Raw genomic sequence first — 21,128 nt, 5'->3', positions numbered from 1 at the left:
AGTATTACGTATTTGTATTTTTGAATTTGCTAAGTTTTTCGAGGCTGTCGGTGTAGAGCTTTTCGGCATCGCGCAGGTATTTGCCCTCGGGATACTTGTCGATATACTCTTTGTAGTGCTCGACCACGGCCTTGTACCGTTCCGCCTGCTTGGAGGTGATACTTTGCTGCGCCAGTTTGTATTCGGCCGAAACGACCAGGAACGAAGCCTGCTCCAGGTAGTGCGAATCGGGAAAGTTGTTTTTAAAGTTGTTCAGTGCCACGATCGCGGCCTTGTAGCTGCGCATGCGGTAGTACTGGTACGCGTTGTTAAAGCCTTTGGTTTCCAGCTTGGCCTGCGTGGTGAAGATCACCTCTACGGCCTTGTCGCGGAACGCGCTGTTGGGATACCGGTTCAGGAACTCCTGCATGGCGGCCATGGCGTTGACCGAGCTGGTCTGGTCCAGGTTCGCATCGGGCGAGGAGGCGTATTGCGAATAGGCGTACATGTATCGCGCCTCTTCCGCCAGCGTGCTTCGGCCGTAGGTCTCGTAAAAGGTCTTGAACTGCTCGGAGGCCAGAAGGTACAGTTTGTCATAAAACTGGCAATAGGCCAGGTAGAACTGCACTTTTTCGCCTTCGGGTAGACCCCGTACTACCGGCAGGATCTGTTCGTACAGCACCGAAGCCCTGTAGTATTCTTTCTTGTCATAATAAACCATGGCGGCCTCGTACTTCACCCGCCAGTCCGGGCTTTTTTCAATTTTCCGGAACTTGCTACATGCCGCAGTGGCCAGAAGAATGACGAGAAAGTATGACGCTACTGATAGTTTTCGCATAAGCCCGCAAATATAATACAAGTGATCAGAACAGAAAAACGCCTTTTCCGCCCGTTTTAAGATGTGGGAAAACGGGAAAAAGTTCTTTTTGAAGCGATTTTACAGATTTGTGATGTTTCAGCGGCGATCAGGATGGCTTTACCAGGAGGCTACCATAAGTCAGCCCCGGTTTTGGGATAGGTATGATACGGGTATGACAGCATCTTGGACCAGATAAGACCAGCGCCGGTGCGCGCCTTGAATTGTTACGCCCCTTCAGGACTGGGCTTTTGGATGCACTGGAATCCCCAGGCCTTCAGCCTGGGCTGTTGTATTACGCCCTGGCCGATCCCCTTGTATAAACCATAGAAATCGCCAGATGGGATAGTGTACGGCTTTAGTATGGCTTTGATACGGGTGATGTACGGCTTTGGTATGGCTTTGATACGGGTAATCCTGGGGGTTGATACGGGTAATCTCTGTCCCGGATCACTTCTTCACGATCAGCTTGCGGGTCATGACGCTCTCGTTTTCCAGGTAGAGCGTGATGAAGTAGATACCGGCGCTCAGCTCGTCGGTGCGCAATCGGAGGCGGTTCTCTGCGCTGGAGAGGGGGTAGTTGCCTACCGGGTTGCCCAGCAGGTTGTGCATGATGATCTTGGCTTTTACCTGCTCGCTGACGAGGCTGTACTCGATATAGGCGTTGTTGTCGGTAACGGGATTGGGGTAGACGTCATGGATCGTGATAAAATGGGATGAATACAGGTCCTGCTTCTCGGGCTTTTCGTCTACGGCGAAGTTGACGCGAAACTCGACTGTATGGCTGGGGTTGGAACGGCTGAAGGCCAGGTAATGTACGGAGCTGATCCCCGGCACGAGTCCGGCTTCCAGCGCAACCTGCAGGCTGCCAAGGGTCTGGCCCGGCTCGACTTTGATGATGTAGTCTTCAACCTTTTGTTCGAGGCAGTTTTCACCGACGCAAAAGAAGTTTTTCTGGGTGCTGCCGATCTGGCTGTCGATCTTTCTGATGATCAGGGTAATAGGCTTGTCGGAAGTGTTCTTGAAACGGATGGGCGCTTTGATGGTTTCGCCGATAAGGCCGCGATATGTTTCTTGCAGGGCGACAACCTCAAAGCTTTGGCCGGCGGCAAACCGGACAAGCAGCACACAGGTCGTCAGCAATAGAAATTTTCTCATAGGCCCCGCATCGTCTACAAAAGTTAAACATTATACGGGAATCTCATACTAGCCGGACAACTTTTTCGTTGGGCTTTGCGAAATTTTAAATTACAAACGTTTTCGGTCGTCTGTCGTCGCAGTAGTGTCAGGTTGGGAGTGTGGCTTTATCACGTCTATTTTGTTCACAACGGAGTCTGCCGGGAGTTTGAGCATGCCGTCGCGCATCGGGTTTTTGCCTGTTGTTCCCGTCGTGTCGCGTTCGGTTCCGGGTTTCACCCATTCTTTTTTGCTGGCACTGGTCGTCTTTTTGTTATTGGTGGACGGTACCTGTGGTTTTACCACGTCTTCGCGCGTAGGCTTCTCGTCGCCGCGCCATTGAAAGCCCTTCAGCTTGGTGTCCTCGATCTTGAGCTCGTGGGGCGGAATGACGCTCGCCTCGGGCTTTTTGTAAAACGTGAGATTATTCACTTTACCCTCTTTGAAGCGGATCATGATGTTACTGCAGATGATCTTGTTCATGCCCGAGGATTTGTTGGTCTTCTCGTCCAGCAGGAAATAAAGACTTTCGCCATTGCCCTCGACGTAGACGTGACTGATCTGCTGGTTGCGGAAGTACGTGGTCATGAGCCGCCCCTTGATCTGGTTGAAGTTTATCAACGTATCGCGCGAGATCACGAACGAGTTCGCCACCATGTAGATGCGGTCGATGGTGTTGTTCTTCATCAATGCGCGGATGGAGTCTGCCGTCATCTGGTTGCCTTCCGACCAGAGTACCGGCTTTTCATAAAAGTAGAGGGTAGAATCGATAGAGCGATACTCGACCGAGTCGGCCAGGCCCTGCATGTCGCGCTTGTAGATTTTGACGTTGTTGTAGGCCAGCAGTCTTTTTTTGGAAGGATCGGGGCTGTCGATCGATACCAACGTGTCGGCTGACATAAAAAGAGTGTCGCCGTTGTCGGCCACTTTGGCGAGGTAGGCGTTGTTATATACTTTGGCGATACCTTTGGTTCGATAATAATCGGCGGCCTGCCCGTAAATGACGAGGCTTTCCTTTTTATAGGTCATGACCACGTTGCGCCGGAAGAGGTAGCGTTTGCGAAAGTCGTCGAGCTTATAGTCTTCGGCATCGAGGGTATAGTCCTGCGTCTCGGCCTGGCCGAGCTTGAGGTCCGAGCGTTTGGTGATGGTTTCGTAAAAACCGCTTTCGTATACAATGGTGCTGCTGTCGCTCCGCACCACGTTGGTGGGGCTGACGAAGTAGATGATCTTGCTTCGCGAATTATACTGGAGGCTGTCCGCCGTCATGGTATAATCGGGGTTCTTAACGTCTACGTTCTTTTTGAACGACGCCAGGTTGTTGCTGACGTTGTAATACCCACGCACGCTGGTAAGGGTGTTGACGCTGTCGACCAGGCGGCCGCCGGTTTTGTAGTAGGCCAGGTTCCGGTTGCGATCGAAGTCGAGGTACTCGGTGTATAGCGTGGCGGTTGCCAGCTTCGTGAAGACTACATTGTTGCGCAGGCGCGCCAGCTTGGTGTTGCCGTCGTATTCCAGCTTGCGGCCGGTGATGGTAACGGAGTCGCCTTCCAGGATGCGCACGCGGCCGAAGGCCTCTACAAAGTTTCGTTTCTTGAAGAAGTAGGCCGAGTCGCAATAGATGGTGGTGTTGTTCTGGGTCATGATGACATTGCCCAGCAGACGGTCAAAACGTTCGTCGCCCATGCGACCACCGCGGAGCTTGTCGGCCTGTTTGAGGTGGACGCGTTTTTGGGCCAGCAGCGGTCCGCCGGCCAGCAGGAATCCTGCTATCAGTAACCAGACGATCCGGGACCCGCTGCGGGCGACGCTTTCCGAGTTTTTCATGGGTGCAAGCTACAAATGATCTGTCATATGGGCACGAATAACTATAATCGTACCTTTGAGTTTCCATGCTAGAGCAATTTCTGAACCATATTCACGAATACCGTCTATGCGGCCCGACCGATCGCATTTTGCTGGCGGTAAGCGGGGGAATTGACTCGGTTGCCATGCTACGGCTTTTTCACGAAGCCGGGCAGCCCGTGGCCGTGGCACACTGCAATTTTCAACTGCGGGGCGAGGCTTCGGACGGTGACCAGCGATTTGTAGAGTCCCTGTGCCGCGACCTGGCGGTGCCCTGTTTTGTAAAACGTATGGACACGACCGCCTATGCGGAAGCAGAAGGCCTGTCGATCCAGCTGGCCGCCCGGGCGCTGCGGTATGCGTGGTTCGAGGAGGTACGGAGAGGCGAGGGGTTTGACCGTATCGCCACGGCGCATCACCTGAACGACGCCCTGGAAACGGTCTTGCTGAACTGGACCCGGAGCGCGAACCCCGACGGTCTGGCCGGTATACCGGTACGGCAGGGTGTCGTCATCCGGCCGCTGTTGTTTGCCACGCGCGCGGCCATAGAAGTATATGCTGCCTCCCAAGGCTTTCCCTGGCGCGAGGATGCCAGCAATCAGACGGACGATTATGCACGCAACTTTATACGGCACCAGGTAGTGCCGCGTCTGAAAGAATTAAATCCATCGCTGGAGCAGACGGTGCAGCGCGGGTTGGCCGGTATGGAGGGAGTGTTGTCACTGGCCGGGGATGGCCTCGAACGTTGGAAGGAAATGTATACATCCGTAAAAGGAAACCGTATCGCTATACGCAAAACGTTCGCGACGGCGCCTCACGCCACCGCCATCCTGGCGCGTTACCTGCGTCCCTTCGGCTTTCACTACGGGCAGTGTGAGGACATGGTGCGGGCATTGACAGGACAGCCCGGCAAGCAGTTCCTGGCAGCGGGCTATACGATCATGATCGATCGCGAAGAGCTGATCCTGCTTCCGCGCACAGCGGACTGGCAGGCGGTAACATTGGCGACGGAGCACGACCAGGTAATATTAGGCGATTGGGTACTGGCCGTAGAGAGACGTGACGCGGGCCAGCTCCTTGCCGGTGGAGTGTGGCAGGCTACGGTGGATGCCGACCGTATAACGTTTCCCATCACCTGGCGCCGGTGGCGGGCCGGCGACGTGTTCCATCCGTTGGGTATGAGTCAGGGTAAAAAGATCAGCGACTTTCTGATCGACCGCAAGGTAGCGCGAGCAGACAAGGCTGATGTAACCGTGCTGGAGGCCGGCGGACAGATCGTTTGGGTGGCGGGCCACCGGCTGGACGACCGGTTTAAAGTGACGACGGCTACCCGGCAGGTGCTGACGTTTACGATCCGCCCGCACATTTTATAGAATAACCTTTTTCTTTTGGCGCGTGGAGTGATAAATTCGCCCCCGGTTTATTTAGAGCATAATTCCTGCCTTTATCCCTGAACGTGCTGACCCTCAAAGCGATATTGGTTCATCAATCCCCGTTTCACACCCGGATCAGCGGCGTGGATCTCATCGATTTTCCAACACTAAAATTTATATTCATATGAAAGTAACAGTAGTAGGCGCTGGCAATGTGGGCGCTACGTGTGCCGATGTGCTGGCCTACCGCGAGGTGGCTAACGAGATCGTGCTGATAGATATCAAAGAAGGTTTTGCCGAAGGCAAGGCCCTGGATATCTGGCAGAAAGCTCCGATCGACCTGTATGACAGCCGCACGATCGGCGCCACCAACGATTATTCGAAATCGGCTAACTCGGACGTGGTCGTGATCACTTCCGGTCTGCCGCGCAAACCGGGCATGAGCCGCGACGACCTTATCGGAACCAACGCCGGCATCGTGAAGTCGGTAACGGAGAATGTCGTGAAGCATTCACCCAATGCCATCATTATCGTGGTCAGCAACCCGCTGGACGTTATGACATACCAGGCACACCTCACCTCGAAATTCCCCCGCAACCGCGTGATCGGTATGGCCGGAATCCTGGATACAGCGCGTTATCGTGCCTTCCTGGCGGAAGCCCTGAACGTATCGCCGAAAGATATCCAGGCGATCCTGATGGGTGGCCACGGCGATACCATGGTGCCGCTGCCCCGCTATACTACCGTAGCCGGTATTCCGGTAACCGAGCTGATCGACAAAGACAAGCTGCACGCTATCCTGGAGCGCACAAAAGTGGGTGGTGGCGAGCTGGTGAAGCTGATGGGCACTTCGGCCTGGTATGCACCCGGTTCGGCGGCTGCACAAATGGTAGAAGCCATTGTAAAAGATCAGCGTCGCGTATTCCCGGTTTGTATCAAGCTGGAAGGCGAGTATGGCATTAAAGATTGCTACCTGGGCGTACCGGTGATCCTCGGTAAGAACGGTGTTGAGAAAGTTCTCGAGCTCGACCTGAACGGCGAAGAAAAAGCATTGCTCGAAGCCAGCCGCAAGGCGGTGAAAGAGGTGATGGACGTGCTGGAGAAATTGGGCTAATACTGCCAGTATTGGTCATAAAAAAAAGGAGGTCATCAAGCCTCCTTTTTTATTGTCTAAAAAAAAGGCCCTTTCAAGGACCTTTTGATTAGAATCGCTTAGCGAGTTATTTGCCAGTGAGCGTATAAATGTCGTAAGCATTATATGTTTTTCCGTCGATCTCCATGCTGAAATCCTCGTTGAGTTTCTTCAGCACAAGCTCTGTGGCAGTGATACTAACCAGCTCGAATTCTTCTGTGTCGATGCCGTCAGCGCCCCAATCTTCAGTCCATGACAGCGTTTTCTCGCCGTTCTTCCATTCCCATGTACCGACAATCTTGTCTTCATCACCGTAGCAAATGTCTACGAAAGTATATACTTTGTCTGTCGAGAATGTGCTGTAGCTGGTTTCGTCGCATTCGTCGATATCGCCAAAATCTTCGCGTTGGCCTTGAAGTTCGATCTCATGTTTTGTTTTCGACCATTTTTTAGCGGTTAGGAGCTCTGTTTTGTTGACACCCTTGTCATCGTCATCGCTACACGAAGTCGTAAGAGCAAGCATAGAGAATGCGATTGCAATAGAGAGGATTGAATAGAATTTTTTCATGACAGGATAAAGTGTTTATTTGGTTATAGGACAAAGATATAGCCCGTGAAGGGCTATATTTTTGTCTTAACAAACCTCACCTGCCGTATGTAATGAAAACGTCATTTGTACATATTTGGAGTTCAGTTGTACAAAACGGCGGTCTGATGACTGTTATACATCTTCGCGGCGCAGGCTCCAGCCCAGACTGCCGAGCAGTATCAATACCGTTAGCCAGGTAGAGGCCATCATCACTTTGTTACCGACCACATAAGGAGCGGGTTCATAGCGGAATTCGATGGTGTGATCACCCGCGGGTACGGCCAGCGCGCGCAGCACATAGTTCACGGGCAGGATGGGAGCTTCTTTACCATCGATAAAGGCGCGCCAGCCCTTGGCATAATATATTTCCGAGAATACGGCCAGGCCGTTTTGCGCAGCGTGGCTTTGATATTTGAGATAGGGCGGCTTGTGTGTGACGATGGAAATGGTGGCCGCACTGTCGTATCCAAACTCCGGCACGGTAACGGCCGCGGTATTGACCACCGCGGTAACCTTGGTGTCGGTATCGCACAGTGTCGCCAGTTCTTCGGCCGGAGAGCTGGTCTTCTTTACCTCGCGAACAAACCATGCCGGCCCATTAGCACTACCGTTGGGTATGACCTGGTTGGCCTGTTGGCCGTACATCATATATTTTATGTTCAGCATGTTGATGACACCGTACGGGCGGAAGTTCAAATCACCGGCCCGGATGCCCTGGATCAACGCGACGGTTTGTTGCGACAAGCAAGAGTCGTACAGGTCCTGGTAGCGGCGCAGCTTGGCGCCGTGGTAACCGCCTACGGAGTAATGATAATGGGCGGTACGCGCTTCGCTGGTGAAGGCGCCCGGCTGAATGTTGTACACGCGGTAATACGATGTGTCCTGCCGGATGGCCTGGTCGGCCGGTGTCATTTCGGGAGCTGTGGTTTCGCGCTTGCGCACGTAGTTGTCTTTTGTGAGATAACGGCGGTCTACCAGGCTGACGTCAAACACGATCATGATGGCGACGAACGCATAAAAGCCGGCCGGCACTTTTTTCCATACGGCAAAGTATAGCATGATAAAGAGCGCGGCAATAAACGCGAGCGACCGGAATGCATCGCCGCGGAACAGGCTCTTGCGGTCGTCGATCAGCGCGCCGATGAACCACGAAGGCAGTTGTTCTTCGCCCTCGCGGGTAAAGTCAAACGCGCCGGCGAACAGGAGGAATAGCAGGCACAGCCCCCCCGTGGCGCCAAAGACGATGAGCAGTTTCTTTTTGGCCGCTTTGTCCAGGCCGGTATCCATGAGCTTTTCAACACCCAGCACACCCAGCAGGGGCAGCGTAAAGAGCGTGATGATCAATGCGAAGGTCACGGACCGGAACTTGTTAAAGCCGGGCACGTGGTCGAACAGGAAGTAATTGAATGCAGAAAAGTTCGCGCCCCAGCTCAGCATAATGCCGAGGGCGGCAGCCGGCACCAGCCACCAGATGTATTTGCGGTCGGCAAAGGCCAGGCCGACGGCAAACAAAAAGATGATGGTCGCCCCGGCGTAATAGGGAACGGTATACGACTGCGGCCCCCAGTAAGCAGAGGTGAACTGGGCCAGTTGATTGGCGGTCTGCTCGTCTCCCGAGCGGGTCAACGCCTGGTATACTTCGCTCTTTTGATCGCGCACCAGGTAGTTTGCGGCACTGCCTCCGTAGAAGTTGGGCATCAGCATCATGAACGGTTCCCAGACGCCGTTGTTGGCGTCGAACGCATAGCTGCGGGGAAGACCGTTGACAGCTTGCGAGGGGGCTGCAAGGTCTGACTTACCGCGAATGGTATACGCGCCATACTCGGTAACGCCCCACAGCTGGCCGATAAAAGTGCAGGCACCGATGATGGCCGCGGGGAGGAGCATGGCCGTTGTGGCAAAGAAGCCCGCTACTTTCTTTTCACGCAGGGCGTAGATGAATTGAACCAGTCCGTAGATCAGCACAATGAGCAGGAGGTAAAATGTTACCTGCAGGTGATTCTCTTTCAGTTGCAGGGCCACGGCGGCCGTGGTGATGCCCAGGCCCAGCAGGCGCCGGCCGGAGTAGGCCAGGTGTATACCGGCGATGACCAGGGGCATAAACGCGATAGCGCCGATGCGGCCGTTGTGGCCGGCCGCGAGCCCGACGATCATATACGATGAAAGCCCGAACGCAATGGCCGCGCCGATGGCGAGGTAGGGCCGTACGCGGAAAGCCAGCAGCATGATGTAATAGGAAATGAATGCTATGAAGATGTTGGCATAGGGGTGCGCCAGTCCGAGCGACAGCACTCTTTTTAAGAGGCCGATGCCGTAGTTACTCCAATGCAGGTTGATGAGGTATGCCGGCATCCCGCTGAACATATTGTCGGCCCAGAGTCCTTCCTGGCCGGTGGCTTCGCGATAGTCGCGCAGGGTTTTGGATGAGCCCTCCCATTGCTGGATGTCGTATTGCGACAAGACCTTGTTGTCAAAGAAGAACGGACTGAAGAACACGACCGTAACCAGTAGGAATGCCGCGATGGCAACGAGATGTGGAAGAACGTGCCGGGCGAAGTTGATTTTTTTCATGCAGGCGGATTATCGGTGCAAAATAGGAAGGATTAGCTAAAAACCCAGCCCCCGTTGACAGGTTCGTCGGATGGGTTTGCCTATTGGTCGTGGGTACATTAGGGGTTTTCGTTATATTCGCCCGAATGTCAATATTTCGTTATGGAAGAAATTATTTCAGAAGGTGTGTTGAGCATGTTGCCGGTGCTTTTTAATGTCGTGCTGCAGCTGGCGATGTTGATCGTTCCGATATATTGTATCTCCAAACGGCCGACAGCTCCAGCTTATTTGATGCTGATCGGTGCGGTGCTGGGCTTGCCGGGTGTGTTTTTCTCGACGTGGTGGAATCTCTGGGGTATAAATTTAAATATGCCCGCAGAAAATATCACCCGTTACTTTATGCTCTTCGGTGCCATTTCGTTCCTGGCCTCGCTGGCGTTTGCCTTTGGTTTTTTACTCTTCGTATACGGTGCTCTGAGAAAACGGGCCTCCTTCTAACAACACATATTATGGATAGTTATCAACTTCTTATGCTTCTCCCGCAGCTGATCGGCTCCCTCGCAAACGTGGTGATCCTGGGCACTGCCGTGTATGCCATCAGCCGGCAACCGTCGATTGCCACGGGGCTGATGGTGTTTGGTGGTTTTGCGCGACTCGTGTGTGGTCTGTTTTTTGCCGTCGGCGTCTTTTTCTTTGACAACGACTATGAGCGGTATGCGATGGTGGGAGTGCCTTTTCAGATTCTGGCGTATCTGGGTGCCGTCGCCTTCATGGTAGGCTTCTTTATGTTTGCCTACAGGTTGTTTTCGGTTCGTGCAGCGGCATAATACACCCGTTATGATCACGACAGAGAAAGTCTATATCCTCGCATTTCCCGGCAACGACGCGAACAAAGAAAAGCTCTTTGCCGAGCGCTTGCGGTTGCTGCCACTGCCGGAAAATACACCCCTCGAAGTCGTGGAGGTGCCGCGCGAGATCGATGCCCTGGCCGCACTGAATGCAGCCGGTCTGAAACTGATGGAAGGGTATAATCCCGACGACAAGCGAGATGTAAGTCTGGCCATGGGCCACTGGCGCGTGTGGCACCAGGCGTTGCAGGAAGGAAGACAGTCTGTCGTGGTGCTGGAAGAAGACTTTGTGCCCACCGGCACGCACTATCATATTTTAGACACCGACGAGACAGCAGACCTGCTGTACCTGGGGCGGTATGCCAGCGACGGCGACCGACCGGCCAACACCGGTGGCCTGGTACGTCCGGGGTATAGCCAGGGCGCCTTCGCCTACCGGCTCAACCGACGCGGCCTCGAGATCCTGACCGCTTCAGGTTTTGCCGAACAGATCATACCCGCGGGCGAACTGTTCAGCGCCCTCAGCGGCCAGCACCCCGACCGTGAAGTGAAGGAAGCGTATACCGGGCGGCTCGACGTGCTGGCGCCGATGAAGAACTTTATATCGCCGGACGGCAACTGGCACGCATCGCTGCAAGCCGCCGGTGGATATATACCGTTGCATCCGCAGTTATACCAGGCGTTCGGCGAGCACGAGGCAGCCTGGGTAAAACGGTATGTCAACCCCCAGCTGGTGCACCGCGAGTTCGACCTGATCTGCGACGAGCCGATCGACAACGTCTACGCCTTTCCGTTCTTCACGCCGGCGTTTTGCCAGGAGGTGATCGAGGAAGCCGAGCACTTTGGCGAGTGGACTAACTACCGCGAAAAAGACGGCGATCCCATCGACATCAAGCTAAGCTCGTTCGGGCTGGACGAGGTGTTCAACCAGGCCCTCCGCAAATACCTGCATCCGTTGCTGTTTCATAAATACCACCTACACGGACAAGGCTGGGAAAACCTCACGTCACAGAACTTCATCGTACGGTACCTGGCCGAGCGCCAGGGACACCTCGGGCTGCATAACGATGGTAGCTATGTATCGCTGATCGTGACGCTGAACCTCGACTACGACGGCGGCGGAACGTTCTTTCCCAAGTATAAAAAACTGATCAAGCCTGAACAGGTGGGCTATGCGTCCGTACACCCCGGGTTGTTGGGCTATTTGCATGGCGCCCGCCCCATCACACGCGGCCGTCGCTATATCCTGGCGTCGTTCTTCTTCTTAGGCTCACGTCCTTTTTCCGACGGCACCTATTAGACCGGCACCGGCGGCGTTACAGATGATCGCGCAGGATGTTGATGCTGGCGAGTAAAATGAGCACGGCCGTGATCCGTTTGATATAGATCGGATTGAATCGCTGTGCCCCAAGCCGCGAGCCGATCTGCCCGCCCACGCCCACGGCCAACAGCAAAGGAACGAGAAAGCGCAGCTGGATGTCGGGCACACCCTGGGAGAACTGGCCGGCCAGGCCGCTGACCGAGTTGACGAGGATAAACAAACTGGCCAGCGCCGAAATGCGCCGCACATCGCCCCACCGTAGTAAATGGAGAATGGGAGAGAGGAAAATCCCGCCACCGATACTGACCAGCCCCGAAAGAAAGCCGATGCCTCCACCCAGTAGAATATTCGAGGGGGTAGTGTTATGCTTCCGTTTGTCCGTCGGTATTTCTTCCGGCTGGATCCACAATAATACCGAAGCAATGAACAGCGTGACGCCCAGGATGATAAAGAACGTGTCGTCTTTCAACTTCCACACGCCGCCGAGATAGGCCAGGGGGATGCTGGCCACCAGGAACGGCCAGACCTCCTTCCAGACAATTTGCTTCTCGCGATAAAAGATCAGCGCACCACCCGTCACGACAATGACATTACAAAGCAAGGCCGTGGGGCGTATAACCTCCGGCGTCAGCATAAAAAGCGGTTGTGCCAGCAGCGCCAGGTAACTGGAGCCACCGCCAAAGCCGACGGAGGCATAGATGAGGGCAATGAGAAAAAAAGCAGTCGTGAGAACGAGGATGTTGCTGTCCATGGTGCGGTCTATCCACCGATGGTTGACATAGATTCGTGCGCGGGCAGGTGGTTGCTGCGCGACGCCTCGGCCTCGAAGCCGTCTTTGGGGCGCTGGCGAAAGGCCTGTAAAAGTTTTTCGGTAATAACGTCGTCGCTCGCGCCCGACCGTAACAGCTGCCGGATGTCGAGTACGCCCTCGTCGTACAGGCAGGTCTTCAGCGTGCCCTGCGCCGTAATGCGTATGCGGTTGCAGGTGCCGCAGAAGGTACGACTGAACGCCGCGATGATGCCCACCGTACCTTTATAGCCTGGAACGGCGTATTCCGTAGCCGTGGCGTTGGCGGGGTCAGGTATCTTGTACAGGCCGGGATGGTGTTCTTTCAGGTATGACAGGATGCGCGCGTAGTTCCAGTGCAGCGTAGGGTAGTGGCTGCCTTCGCCGTTAAAGGGCATCTCTTCAATAAAACGCACATCTACGGCGTGTTGCTGCGTCAGCTGAACGAGCGGGAGAATGTCGTCAATGTTCTTTCCCTCCATGACCACCGCATTGATCTTCGTCGGAATGTCGTGCTTCAGCAGCAGCTCGAGCGTGCGCATCACGGGGCCGAACTCGGCGCGCCGGGTGATGAGCTTAAACCGCTCCGCATCGAGTGTATCCAGGCTGAGATTTACGGAAGCAATACCGAGGCGTTTAAGCTCGGCTACGTGGGGCGCGGTCAGCACCCCGTTGGTGGTGATGTGCAGGTCGTTGACCCCCGGGATCTCCACCAGGTTGCGGATGAGGCGCATCAGGTCCATGCGCACGAAAGGTTCGCCGCCGGTCAGGCGCACCTTGCTGATGCCGAGGCGTGCCAGCAGGGCGATGGTCCGTTTGATCTCCTCAAACGTTAGCAGCTCCCGCTTGGGCAGGTACTGAATTCCCTCTGCCGGCATGCAATAAAAGCAGCGCAGGTTGCACCGGTCGGTTACAGCCAGCCGTACGTAGGTCAGGGGCCTGTTATGGTTGTCGTACAGTGTCAGATGTCAAAAGAAAAGCTCAAATTACGAACAAATTTGTGGATACGATCGGTTCCAGTAGGGATCCGGCTGGAAAACGATCTGAAACGGTCCAACAGCATAAAAAAGAACACTAATATGAAAAAATACACCGTACTGGCGTTTGGCATCGCCAAAGACATCCTGGGCGGACGGCAGTGCGAGATCGAGCTACCGGGCAACACGGTGGCTGCCCTTCGCACGGCCCTGGTAAGCCGGTATCCCGCGCTGGCCGGACTGCGGTCATTGATGATCGCGGTGAACAGCGAATACGCCGGGGATGGCGTGTTGCTCGAGGAGCGGGATGAGATCGCGTTGATACCGCCGGTAAGCGGGGGGTAAGAATATTATCCGGGCAGTGATTATTTCTGATGTATAAATTGATAAAGGTCTGGAATGAATGGGGTGAGCGCTGCGGGTATCTCGTTAAATAAAATAGCTCTTTTTGTTTTCGGTTGGATGTCAGCGATATTTCTCAGAATACCTTCGGAAGAGCAGCGTAATGAAACTGTATCAAATAACTGAAAGGTTGTGTTTAACAAACGCAAACCGTTTACAAATCGCTTCCGAATAGTGTTATTATCTACGCCCAGTCCGCCCTCAAGAACTCGTTGCTTTACCCTTTGAATGGAGAGGTCGATATTTTCCAAAAAGATATAATGTAGCTTAGTCTTAAAACCGTGCTCCTTAAAAGCTTCAATGGTAGCTATAATGGCTTCGGCATGATAATTTGTTTCAAAAGCGAAGTTGGACCGTGTAAAAAGGGCCGTTTCTCTTTGCGTGATAAAAAACTCTTGCGTAGCGTCTCGAATGCCTTGTTTTACGATTGGGTCATACGAGAAGACACGCCATCGTTGATCGAACTCTTTGTCAAAGTCAAAGGCGTCAATTCCAAGTTCGGCAAGGAGATTTTTGCTATAAGTAGATTTTCCAGCCCCATTGGGACCGGCAATAATCGAAAGAGTAGCCAACGGTAGTAAGATTAAATTGGAACAACGATTTCAAGGATTACTGGAAAGGTGTAAAATTTTAAGGAAAATGGCCCTGCTCAGAGTGGTGAAAGATAAGGTTCGCACTCCTCTGGGGTAGGTAGAACTATATGATCTACTGGCTTATGCCTGAGCTTGGATGCAATCTTATTTGCCTCCCTCGTTTGATAAAGGAACAACTCGATACCTTCCAGTTTCGTGGGATCAATTTCGGCTTCCTTTGGTTCAAAGTTCGGATCAATCGGCGGATTAGCTTCCATATAACGTTTGTTTTTACTCTATGACCTTAACAAACCAAAGATACTTAAAATTCCAACACCCCATTTCCCTCTCATAACCTTTTTGCATTTTTGAAACATGATCACCCTTTCTGAAACGTCCCTGGATGTACAGCAAGCCATACAAACCGCCACCCGTTTAAAAGCCGGCGCGGTAAACGTCTTTGTGGGCACCGTACGCGACAACGCCAAAGGCAAGGCCGTACTGCGCCTGGAGTACGAAGCATATGAACCCATGGCGATCGCCGAAATAAAAAAGATCGTGGAGGCCGCGGCAGCGAAATGGCCGTTACAAGGATGGGCCATCAGCCACCGGGTGGGCGTGTTGCAGCCGGGCGAAGCGGCTGTCGTGGTGGCCGTGTCGACACCGCATCGGGCCGACTCGTTTGCTGCCTGTGAGTATATAATCGATACCCTGAAAGAGACCGTTCCTATCTGGAAAAAGGAAGTGCTGGAAGACGGCGAAGAGTGGATCTCGGCACATCCCTGACCGGCAGGTTACCCCGGTATTACCCGAAGATCATAATGGCCATCGATACCATCAGTACGGCGACGAGCAAACTCGCCAGCAGCACAATGGCCAGGTCGCGATGAATCGGATTGATGCTAAGCTTGATAAGCGGTTTCATGACACAGTAAAATTATAGCCCCAAGGTACTGTACGCATCGCGATAAAAGTTTGGTAAAAAGTTATCCCGGCCAGGCGCGTAATAATTCCCCATAAATATTTCTTTTCATGATCACGGCCTTCTGAAATGTTGCACCCGGGTTGCTGAAAATGTGCGCGACGCCGATAGCTTGTTTCGATCAATGGTAGCCATACCCCAGCGCTGCAACGTATCCCGTAGTGGATCAGTGGCTGATTTATAGTTGTTTAGCGAATGCGATAAAAAGTATTTCCGAACGATGTTTTTTTCGTTTTCCGGCGCGGCATTTTGCAGACCTGAATTTTGAGGGGCGTTGTACGGTCGCGGCATACATTCCGGAAAGGAGACGTAAGGTCACCCGGGAGGCGAGCATTTTTTACTATAAAATCACCGAAAAGACTTGCTGGTTTTCTCCTGCAAAGACCGACACTTCTGCATCAGCGGCGGAAGTCCTTCTTCCCACCCGTTTTTTCGAGCAGTTGTACTTCGCCGATGACCATGTCGTGTGACAGCGCCTTGCACATATCGTATACGGTAAGCGCCGCTACCGACGCCGCGGTGAGCGCTTCCATTTCGACACCGGTCTTGGCGGTAACGGTGGCTTCTGTCGTGATCACGATCTTGTTCCTGGCGGTGGTGATCTTTACCTGGCAGTCCTCCAGGCCCAGCGGGTGACAGAAAGGTATGAGCTCGGAGGTCTTCTTGGCGCCCATGACGCCGGCGAGGATGGCCGTCTGGAACACCGGCCCCTTCTTGGTGATCAGCTCGTTGTTCCTGATCTGTTTGAGAATGGCGCTGCCCACCGTGATCACGGCCTGGGCACGGGCGGTGCGGCGGGTCACCGCTTTGGCGCTGACGTCAACCATCTGCGGGTTGCCCGCATCATCGATATGTGTAAATTGTTTTTTAGGCATGTAACTTTCGGATCGAAAACAAAGGTAACGATAATTGCTATGGTAACTGTTCAGGAAGCCACCGCCCGCATTTTGCAGGCACTGTATACACCGCGCGTCGAAAGCATTCCCCTGGCGCAGGCCAACGGCCGCGTGCTGGCCGAAAAGATCACGGCCGACCGCGACCTGCCGCCATTTGACCGCGCCACCATGGACGGCATTGCCATAACCTATCAGGCGTGGTACGAAGGCCGGCGTACCTTTGCCGTAACCGGCCTGCAGGCTGCCGGCATGCCCCCCCAGGCGCTTCAGAATGCCACACACGCCGTGGAAGTAATGACCGGCGCCGTGCTGCCCGGCGGTACCGATACCGTGGTGCGCTACGAAGACATAACAATTCAGGATGGCACGGCGACCATCAACGCCCCGACGGTGGAACGCGGACAGAACATTCACTACCAGGGCAGCGATGCCCGCCAGAATTCGTGCTTGCTCGAACCCGGCCTCGTCCTGTCACCCGCAGAAGTGGCTGTACTAGCCTCGGTGGGAAAGCCTTTTGTAAACGTCTTTGCGCCGCCGCGCGCGGCGGTGGTCTCTACCGGCGACGAGCTGGTGGACGTAGTGGAAACGCCGCTGCCGCACCAGGTACGGCGCTCGAACGGCCATGCGCTGGTGGCGGCGCTCGAATCACTCGGGGTACATGCATCGCTTTCGCATTTGCCCGACAATAAAGATGTGTTGCAGACGAAGCTTCGCGACATGGTGGAGGCGAACGATGTCATGATCTTGTCGGGTGGCGTGTCGAAGGGCAAGTTCGACTTTGTACCCGAGGTGCTCGGGTCGCTGGGCGTCGTGAAACATGTTCACCAGGTAAGCCAGCGGCCGGGCAAACCGTTCTGGTTCGGGGCGTCGGCCAGCGGCAAAACGGTCTTTGCGTTGCCGGGCAACCCCGTGTCGACCTTTCTGTGTTTTCAGCGGTATGTCAGACCCTGGCTGTTGCAAAGCCTCGGAGTGCAGGAGGCACCGGCCTATGCCGTGCTGGCAGAGCCGTTTTCGTTCCCGCCCAGGCTGACGCACTTTTTGCAAGTGAGCGTGCGCAACGAGCAGGGGCGGCTGATGGCCTACCCCGACGCCGGTGGCGGCTCGGGCGACTTTGCCAACCTCAAGAACGTGACGGGCTTCCTGGAGCTGCCGCTCGAACAGACCCGGTTTGAGGCAGGAGAAGTATTTCCGTATTGGCCTTTTCGCGCCTGATGCGGACTCCCCAACATTTTGCTTACCTTAGCCCCCCGATTTAATTGTAAAACGATACCTCCATGTTTGATAATTTAAGTTTCAAACTCGATAAAGCCTTTCAGACCCTGAAAGGGCAGGGCCAGATCACTGAAATCAACGTAGCAGCCACCGTGAAGGAGATCCGCAAGGCCCTGATCGATGCCGACGTTAACTATAAAGTAGCCAAGGAAGTAACAGACGAGATCAAGGAAAAGGCCATGGGCCAGGACGTGCTGACCTCGCTGTCGCCCGGGCAGTTGCTGGTGAAGATCACGAACGACGAGCTGACCGGCCTCATGGGCGGCCAGAGCGAAGACATCAAGGTCGACGGCTCGCCCGCCATCATCCTGATCGCCGGTCTGCAAGGTTCGGGTAAGACCACATTCTCCGGCAAGCTGGCCAGCTACCTGAAGCGCCAGGGCCGCTCGGTCATGCTGACCGCCTGCGACATCTATCGTCCCGCCGCGATCGACCAGCTGAAAGTGCTGGGCGAGCAGGTAGGGGTGGAGGTGTATGCCGAGCCTGAAAACAAAGACGCAGTGAAAATTGCGAAGGCGGCCATCGAGCACGCCAAAAAGAACAACCACCGCATAGTCATTGTCGATACCGCCGGCCGTTTGGCCGTAGACGAGCAGATGATGGATGAGATCGCGCGGTTGAAGGAAGCCCTCAACCCCGCCGAGACCCTGTTCGTCGTCGACTCCATGACGGGTCAGGATGCGGTAAATACCGCCAAGGCCTTCAATGACCGCCTGAACTTCAACGGCGTGGTATTGACCAAGCTGGACGGCGATACCCGCGGGGGAGCCGCCCTGTCCATCCGCCGCGTGGTAGATAAACCCATCAAGTTCATCAGCACCGGTGAAAAGATGGATGCGATCGACCGCTTCTATCCCGATCGTATGGCCAGCCGGATCCTCGGCATGGGTGACGTGGTGACCCTCGTGGAAAAAGCGCAGCAAGCCTTTGACCAGGAAGAAGCCGCCCGCCTCAACAAAAAGATCCGCAAGAACCAGTTCGATTTTAACGACTTCCTGTCGCAGCTCGAGCAGGTTAAGAAAATGGGTAATATGAAGGACCTGCTGGGAATGATCCCGGGCATGGGCAAAGCCATTAAAGACATCGACATCGACGATAATTCCTTTAAACCCATCGAAGCCATCATCCGCTCCATGACGTTGAGCGAGCGCGAGAACCCCGACATCATCAACGCCAGCCGCAAGAACCGCATCGCCGTGGGCAGCGGCACATCGGTGCAGCAGGTCAACCAGTTGCTGAAGCAGTTCAGCGACATGCGCAAAATGATGAAGACCATGAACAAAATGGGCGGTGGCAAACGGGCGCTTTCAGCCCTGAATCCATTCGGACGGTAGACATTGACCGCGGAGATTTAACATAAATTAACATATTAAATTAACCGCTTAGGGAAACTTTTACGCGCACATCGCGTTCTCTAAAATAGTTTACAGGTAATATTTCTATAATAGTTAAGAAAATGCCTCCGCTTAGCGGGGGCATTTTTACATATTTGAAACCGAGTTTTAAACCCTTTACCCACCAAAAACTACAGCTTTATGAAACGAGCAGCATTTTTAATGATCACTTTCCTTTCCGTCGTGTCCCTTGCGTGCGCGCAGGACAAGCCTGCCAGCCCCAAGGCAGAAACTTCTGGTAAGGTAGGTGCCGCCACCGTAAAAATTACATACTGCCAACCCTCTGCCCGCAACCGCAAGATTATGGGTGGTCTTGTTCCGTATGGTGAAGTTTGGAGAACCGGTGCGAACGAGGCAACTACCGTGGAGTTTGACAAGCCTGTAAAATTCGAAGGCAAGGACGTACCCGCCGGCAAGTATGCATTGTTCACCATCCCCGGTGAAAACGAATGGACCGTTATCCTGAACAAGGAAACCAAGCAATGGGGAGCGTATAAGTATAACGAAAAAGACGACCTGTTGCGCGTAAAAGTAAAGCCGACCAAAACACCGGCCTTTGTAGAGACCTTCAACATCAGCACAGGCAAGGACGAGATCGTATTGAAGTGGGAAAACACAGCTGTTCCCGTAAAAGTGAAAGGCTAACACCGGCCCTTCCGACAACCAGACAAATTCACGGCCCGGAGCACACGCTCCGGGCTTTTTTTTTATCCGGCAACCCCGCTATATTTAAGCCAGTACAATTATACATGAAGATTCTGGGCCGCTATGATCGCGTCGACCTACCCCTGTTAGGACTGACCAACATTCATGCGAAGATCGACACCGGTGCGTATACCAGTTGCCTGCATTGTCACCAGGCACGCGTGGTAGACGGACGACTGGAATTTATTCTCCTCGACGAAGAACACCCCGAATTTACGGGCATGAAATTTTCAATGGCCGACTTCGAGGAACGTGACATCAAAAATTCTTTTGGCGACCTGGAACGACGTTTTGTGATTGTTACAACGCTTAAAATTTTTAACGAAGAAATAACAACCGAGTTCTCCCTGAGCAATCGGGGTTCGCTTAAATTTCCGATCTTGATAGGAAGAAAGATCCTGCGCGACCGCTTTCTGATAGACGTTAAACAAAAGAATGTTTCGTACCGTGAAAAGCGGCGATTGCAACGTGCCCTGAAGCAGAAGAAAAACGACTAGTTTCCTTTTTTAGACCGATTCCCCCTATGAATATTGCCATATTGTCGCGCAACCCGAAGTTGTATTCCACCATACGCCTCAAACAGGCCGGGGAAGCACGCGGGCACAAAGTCGAGATCATCGACCACATGAAATGCGTGCTGTTCATCGAAAAGAAAAAACCGGTGGTGTTATACCAGGGGCGCCGCCTCGATTATTTTGACGCGATCATTCCCCGCATCGGCGCCTCCGTGACATTCTATGGCGCAGCCGTTGTACGACACTTCGAAATGATGAAAGTATTCACCGCCGTGGAGTCACAGGCGCTCATCCGCTCGCGCGATAAACTGCGCAGCCTGCAGATTCTTTCGCGGGCGGGGCTCGATTTGCCCAAGACCATCTTCATGGACTACTCGCGCGACACAGAAGGCATCCTGGAAGCCGTGGGCGGTGCGCCCGTGGTGATCAAGCTGCTGGAAGGTACGCAGGGCCTGGGCGTTGTACTGGCCGAAAATGAAAAGGCAGCGCAATCGGTCATCGAAGCGTTCCATGGCTTGCATGCCCGCATCATCGTACAGGAATTCATCAAAGAAGCCCGCGGCATCGATATCCGCGCGTTCGTCGTAGACGGCGAAGTGGTAGGGGCCATGCGCCGCCAGGCAACACGCAAAGACGAGTTTCGCTCCAACCTCCACCGCGGCGGTGTAGCCACCGTGGTAAAGCTCACACGCGCCGAGAAATCGGCGGCGCTCAAGGCCGCCAAAAAGATGGGACTGGGCGTAGCCGGTGTAGACCTGTTGCCCTCCGACCGGGGGCCGCTCATCATCGAAGTGAACTCTTCACCCGGACTGGAAGGCATCGAAGGTGCTACCAAAGTAGACATCGCCGGTAAGATCTTTCATTACCTGGAGAAGAATGCACTCAAGAAGAAGATCCAGAAAGATCGCGTGAACGCCTGACCGTGTGCCCCATAACGGGGGGTGAGTCGCTAATATT

At 54.1% G+C, this 21,128-nt stretch carries 22 protein-coding genes; 12 read left to right on the top strand and 10 right to left on the bottom strand.

The genetic code is table 11. The features are described from left to right. Positions 1-4 precede the first annotated feature (4 nt). The 3 genes from KK078_RS03235 to KK078_RS03225 all read right to left on the bottom strand — a co-directional run bounded on the left by KK078_RS03235 (position 5) and on the right by KK078_RS03225 (position 3,838). A complete protein-coding gene (locus KK078_RS03235; RefSeq protein WP_254088803.1) occupies positions 5-817 on the bottom strand; it encodes an outer membrane protein assembly factor BamD in 813 nt (270 codons plus the stop codon). Positions 818-1,285: 468 nt separating this feature from the next. Next, positions 1,286-1,993: a T9SS type A sorting domain-containing protein gene (locus KK078_RS03230; protein WP_254088802.1), complete on the bottom strand. Its 708-nt coding sequence runs from the start codon at positions 1,991-1,993 to the stop codon at positions 1,286-1,288. A 90-nt stretch (positions 1,994-2,083) separates the two neighbouring features. After that, entirely contained in the window at positions 2,084-3,838 is a 1,755-nt protein-coding gene (locus KK078_RS03225) for an OstA-like protein (protein WP_254088801.1), read from the bottom strand. A 65-nt stretch (positions 3,839-3,903) separates the two neighbouring features. On the opposite strand from KK078_RS03225, the gene tilS reads away from it, so the two are divergent. Together tilS and mdh are read left to right on the top strand one after the other, a co-directional pair. Further along, entirely contained in the window at positions 3,904-5,229 is a 1,326-nt protein-coding gene (tilS, locus tag KK078_RS03220; protein ID WP_254088800.1) for a tRNA lysidine(34) synthetase TilS, read from the top strand. 184 nt (positions 5,230-5,413) lie between these two features. Beyond that, positions 5,414-6,343 carry a malate dehydrogenase gene (gene mdh / locus KK078_RS03215; RefSeq protein WP_254088799.1) on the top strand — a complete coding sequence of 310 codons (930 nt, stop codon included), beginning with the start codon at positions 5,414-5,416 and terminating at the stop codon, positions 6,341-6,343. Between the two features lie 106 nt (positions 6,344-6,449). Here the strand turns inward: mdh and KK078_RS03210 are convergent, their stop codons facing one another. Next, a complete protein-coding gene (locus tag KK078_RS03210) occupies positions 6,450-6,884 on the bottom strand; it encodes a hypothetical protein (protein WP_254088798.1) in 435 nt (144 codons plus the stop codon). Positions 6,885-7,082: 198 nt separating this feature from the next. Continuing rightward, positions 7,083-9,521 (bottom strand): YfhO family protein, encoded by a 2,439-nt coding sequence (locus KK078_RS03205; RefSeq protein ID WP_254088797.1) that lies wholly within the window; start codon positions 9,519-9,521, stop codon positions 7,083-7,085. Between the two features lie 141 nt (positions 9,522-9,662). On the opposite strand from KK078_RS03205, the gene KK078_RS03200 reads away from it, so the two are divergent. From KK078_RS03200 to KK078_RS03190, 3 genes are read left to right on the top strand one after another with little or no spacing between them, the layout of a single operon-like run. After that, the gene (locus KK078_RS03200) at positions 9,663-9,998 is read left to right on the top strand and encodes a hypothetical protein (RefSeq protein ID WP_254088796.1); all 336 of its coding nucleotides are present in this window, start codon (positions 9,663-9,665) and stop codon (positions 9,996-9,998) included. 32 nt (positions 9,999-10,030) lie between these two features. Then, positions 10,031-10,327 carry a hypothetical protein gene (locus tag KK078_RS03195; RefSeq protein WP_254088795.1) on the top strand — a complete coding sequence of 99 codons (297 nt, stop codon included), beginning with the start codon at positions 10,031-10,033 and terminating at the stop codon, positions 10,325-10,327. 10 nt (positions 10,328-10,337) lie between these two features. Next, positions 10,338-11,648 carry a 2OG-Fe(II) oxygenase family protein gene (locus tag KK078_RS03190; RefSeq protein ID WP_254088794.1) on the top strand — a complete coding sequence of 437 codons (1,311 nt, stop codon included), beginning with the start codon at positions 10,338-10,340 and terminating at the stop codon, positions 11,646-11,648. A gap of 16 nt (positions 11,649-11,664) precedes the next feature. Here KK078_RS03190 and KK078_RS03185 read toward each other — a convergent pair whose 3' ends face one another. Continuing rightward, positions 11,665-12,420 (bottom strand): sulfite exporter TauE/SafE family protein, encoded by a 756-nt coding sequence (locus KK078_RS03185; RefSeq protein ID WP_254088793.1) that lies wholly within the window; start codon positions 12,418-12,420, stop codon positions 11,665-11,667. Between the two features lie 8 nt (positions 12,421-12,428). Further along, the gene (gene moaA / locus KK078_RS03180) at positions 12,429-13,421 is read right to left on the bottom strand and encodes a GTP 3',8-cyclase MoaA (RefSeq protein ID WP_254088874.1); all 993 of its coding nucleotides are present in this window, start codon (positions 13,419-13,421) and stop codon (positions 12,429-12,431) included. A gap of 114 nt (positions 13,422-13,535) precedes the next feature. Between moaA and KK078_RS03175 the strand changes: the two genes are divergently transcribed. Beyond that, positions 13,536-13,778 carry a MoaD/ThiS family protein gene (locus KK078_RS03175; protein ID WP_254088792.1) on the top strand — a complete coding sequence of 81 codons (243 nt, stop codon included), beginning with the start codon at positions 13,536-13,538 and terminating at the stop codon, positions 13,776-13,778. Between the two features lie 20 nt (positions 13,779-13,798). On the opposite strand, the gene KK078_RS03170 is transcribed toward KK078_RS03175, so the two are convergent. Further along, entirely contained in the window at positions 13,799-14,407 is a 609-nt protein-coding gene (locus KK078_RS03170) for an AAA family ATPase (RefSeq protein WP_254088791.1), read from the bottom strand. Between the two features lie 77 nt (positions 14,408-14,484). After that, positions 14,485-14,685: a hypothetical protein gene (locus tag KK078_RS03165; protein ID WP_254088790.1), complete on the bottom strand. Its 201-nt coding sequence runs from the start codon at positions 14,683-14,685 to the stop codon at positions 14,485-14,487. Between the two features lie 97 nt (positions 14,686-14,782). On the opposite strand from KK078_RS03165, the gene KK078_RS03160 reads away from it, so the two are divergent. Further along, a complete protein-coding gene (locus tag KK078_RS03160) occupies positions 14,783-15,193 on the top strand; it encodes a molybdenum cofactor biosynthesis protein MoaE (RefSeq protein WP_254088789.1) in 411 nt (136 codons plus the stop codon). A 594-nt stretch (positions 15,194-15,787) separates the two neighbouring features. Here KK078_RS03160 and moaC read toward each other — a convergent pair. Next, the gene (gene moaC / locus KK078_RS03155) at positions 15,788-16,264 is read right to left on the bottom strand and encodes a cyclic pyranopterin monophosphate synthase MoaC (protein WP_254088788.1); all 477 of its coding nucleotides are present in this window, start codon (positions 16,262-16,264) and stop codon (positions 15,788-15,790) included. Positions 16,265-16,303: 39 nt separating this feature from the next. Here moaC and KK078_RS03150 point away from each other — a divergent pair, with 39 nt between their 5' ends. From KK078_RS03150 to rimK, 5 genes are all read left to right on the top strand, one after another. Next, a complete protein-coding gene (locus KK078_RS03150; protein ID WP_254088787.1) occupies positions 16,304-17,497 on the top strand; it encodes a molybdopterin molybdotransferase MoeA in 1,194 nt (397 codons plus the stop codon). 62 nt (positions 17,498-17,559) lie between these two features. Beyond that, positions 17,560-18,891, top strand: coding sequence for a signal recognition particle protein (gene ffh, locus KK078_RS03145; RefSeq protein ID WP_254088786.1), 1,332 nt, complete (start codon positions 17,560-17,562; stop codon positions 18,889-18,891). A 201-nt stretch (positions 18,892-19,092) separates the two neighbouring features. Then, entirely contained in the window at positions 19,093-19,596 is a 504-nt protein-coding gene (locus tag KK078_RS03140) for a DUF2911 domain-containing protein (RefSeq protein WP_254088785.1), read from the top strand. A 104-nt stretch (positions 19,597-19,700) separates the two neighbouring features. Next, the gene (locus KK078_RS03135) at positions 19,701-20,153 is read left to right on the top strand and encodes an ATP-dependent zinc protease family protein (RefSeq protein ID WP_254088784.1); all 453 of its coding nucleotides are present in this window, start codon (positions 19,701-19,703) and stop codon (positions 20,151-20,153) included. A gap of 26 nt (positions 20,154-20,179) precedes the next feature. Next, positions 20,180-21,091, top strand: a complete 912-nt coding sequence (gene rimK, locus KK078_RS03130; RefSeq protein ID WP_254088783.1) for a 30S ribosomal protein S6--L-glutamate ligase — start codon at positions 20,180-20,182, stop codon at positions 21,089-21,091. Positions 21,092-21,128 lie beyond the last annotated feature (37 nt).

This window comes from Dawidia soli (assembly GCF_018598185.1).
Lineage (GTDB): Bacteria > Bacteroidota > Bacteroidia > Cytophagales > Cyclobacteriaceae > Ohtaekwangia > Ohtaekwangia soli.
This window is presented reverse-complemented; position numbering and strand designations above follow the sequence as displayed.

Bases quoted from the DNA above. Each gene is read 5' to 3' on its own strand.
- KK078_RS03195 (WP_254088795.1), top strand. From the start codon at position 10,031: ATGCTTCTCCCGCAGCTGATCGGCTCCCTCGCAAACGTGGTGATCCTG.
- KK078_RS03160 (WP_254088789.1), top strand. From the start codon at position 14,783: ATGATCACCCTTTCTGAAACGTCCCTGGATGTACAGCAAGCCATACAA.
- KK078_RS03140 (WP_254088785.1), top strand. From the start codon at position 19,093: ATGAAACGAGCAGCATTTTTAATGATCACTTTCCTTTCCGTCGTGTCC.
- KK078_RS03190 (WP_254088794.1), top strand. From the start codon at position 10,338: ATGATCACGACAGAGAAAGTCTATATCCTCGCATTTCCCGGCAACGAC.
- KK078_RS03135 (WP_254088784.1), top strand. From the start codon at position 19,701: ATGAAGATTCTGGGCCGCTATGATCGCGTCGACCTACCCCTGTTAGGA.
- ffh (WP_254088786.1), top strand. From the start codon at position 17,560: ATGTTTGATAATTTAAGTTTCAAACTCGATAAAGCCTTTCAGACCCTG.
- KK078_RS03225 (WP_254088801.1), bottom strand. From the start codon at position 3,838: ATGAAAAACTCGGAAAGCGTCGCCCGCAGCGGGTCCCGGATCGTCTGG.
- KK078_RS03230 (WP_254088802.1), bottom strand. From the start codon at position 1,993: ATGAGAAAATTTCTATTGCTGACGACCTGTGTGCTGCTTGTCCGGTTT.
- moaC (WP_254088788.1), bottom strand. From the start codon at position 16,264: ATGCCTAAAAAACAATTTACACATATCGATGATGCGGGCAACCCGCAG.
- rimK (WP_254088783.1), top strand. From the start codon at position 20,180: ATGAATATTGCCATATTGTCGCGCAACCCGAAGTTGTATTCCACCATA.
- KK078_RS03210 (WP_254088798.1), bottom strand. From the start codon at position 6,884: ATGCTTGCTCTTACGACTTCGTGTAGCGATGACGATGACAAGGGTGTC.
- KK078_RS03175 (WP_254088792.1), top strand. From the start codon at position 13,536: ATGAAAAAATACACCGTACTGGCGTTTGGCATCGCCAAAGACATCCTG.
- KK078_RS03165 (WP_254088790.1), bottom strand. From the start codon at position 14,685: ATGGAAGCTAATCCGCCGATTGATCCGAACTTTGAACCAAAGGAAGCC.
- KK078_RS03150 (WP_254088787.1), top strand. From the start codon at position 16,304: ATGGTAACTGTTCAGGAAGCCACCGCCCGCATTTTGCAGGCACTGTAT.
- KK078_RS03200 (WP_254088796.1), top strand. From the start codon at position 9,663: ATGGAAGAAATTATTTCAGAAGGTGTGTTGAGCATGTTGCCGGTGCTT.
- KK078_RS03185 (WP_254088793.1), bottom strand. From the start codon at position 12,420: ATGGACAGCAACATCCTCGTTCTCACGACTGCTTTTTTTCTCATTGCC.
- tilS (WP_254088800.1), top strand. From the start codon at position 3,904: ATGCTAGAGCAATTTCTGAACCATATTCACGAATACCGTCTATGCGGC.
- mdh (WP_254088799.1), top strand. From the start codon at position 5,414: ATGAAAGTAACAGTAGTAGGCGCTGGCAATGTGGGCGCTACGTGTGCC.
- KK078_RS03205 (WP_254088797.1), bottom strand. From the start codon at position 9,521: ATGAAAAAAATCAACTTCGCCCGGCACGTTCTTCCACATCTCGTTGCC.
- KK078_RS03235 (WP_254088803.1), bottom strand. From the start codon at position 817: ATGCGAAAACTATCAGTAGCGTCATACTTTCTCGTCATTCTTCTGGCC.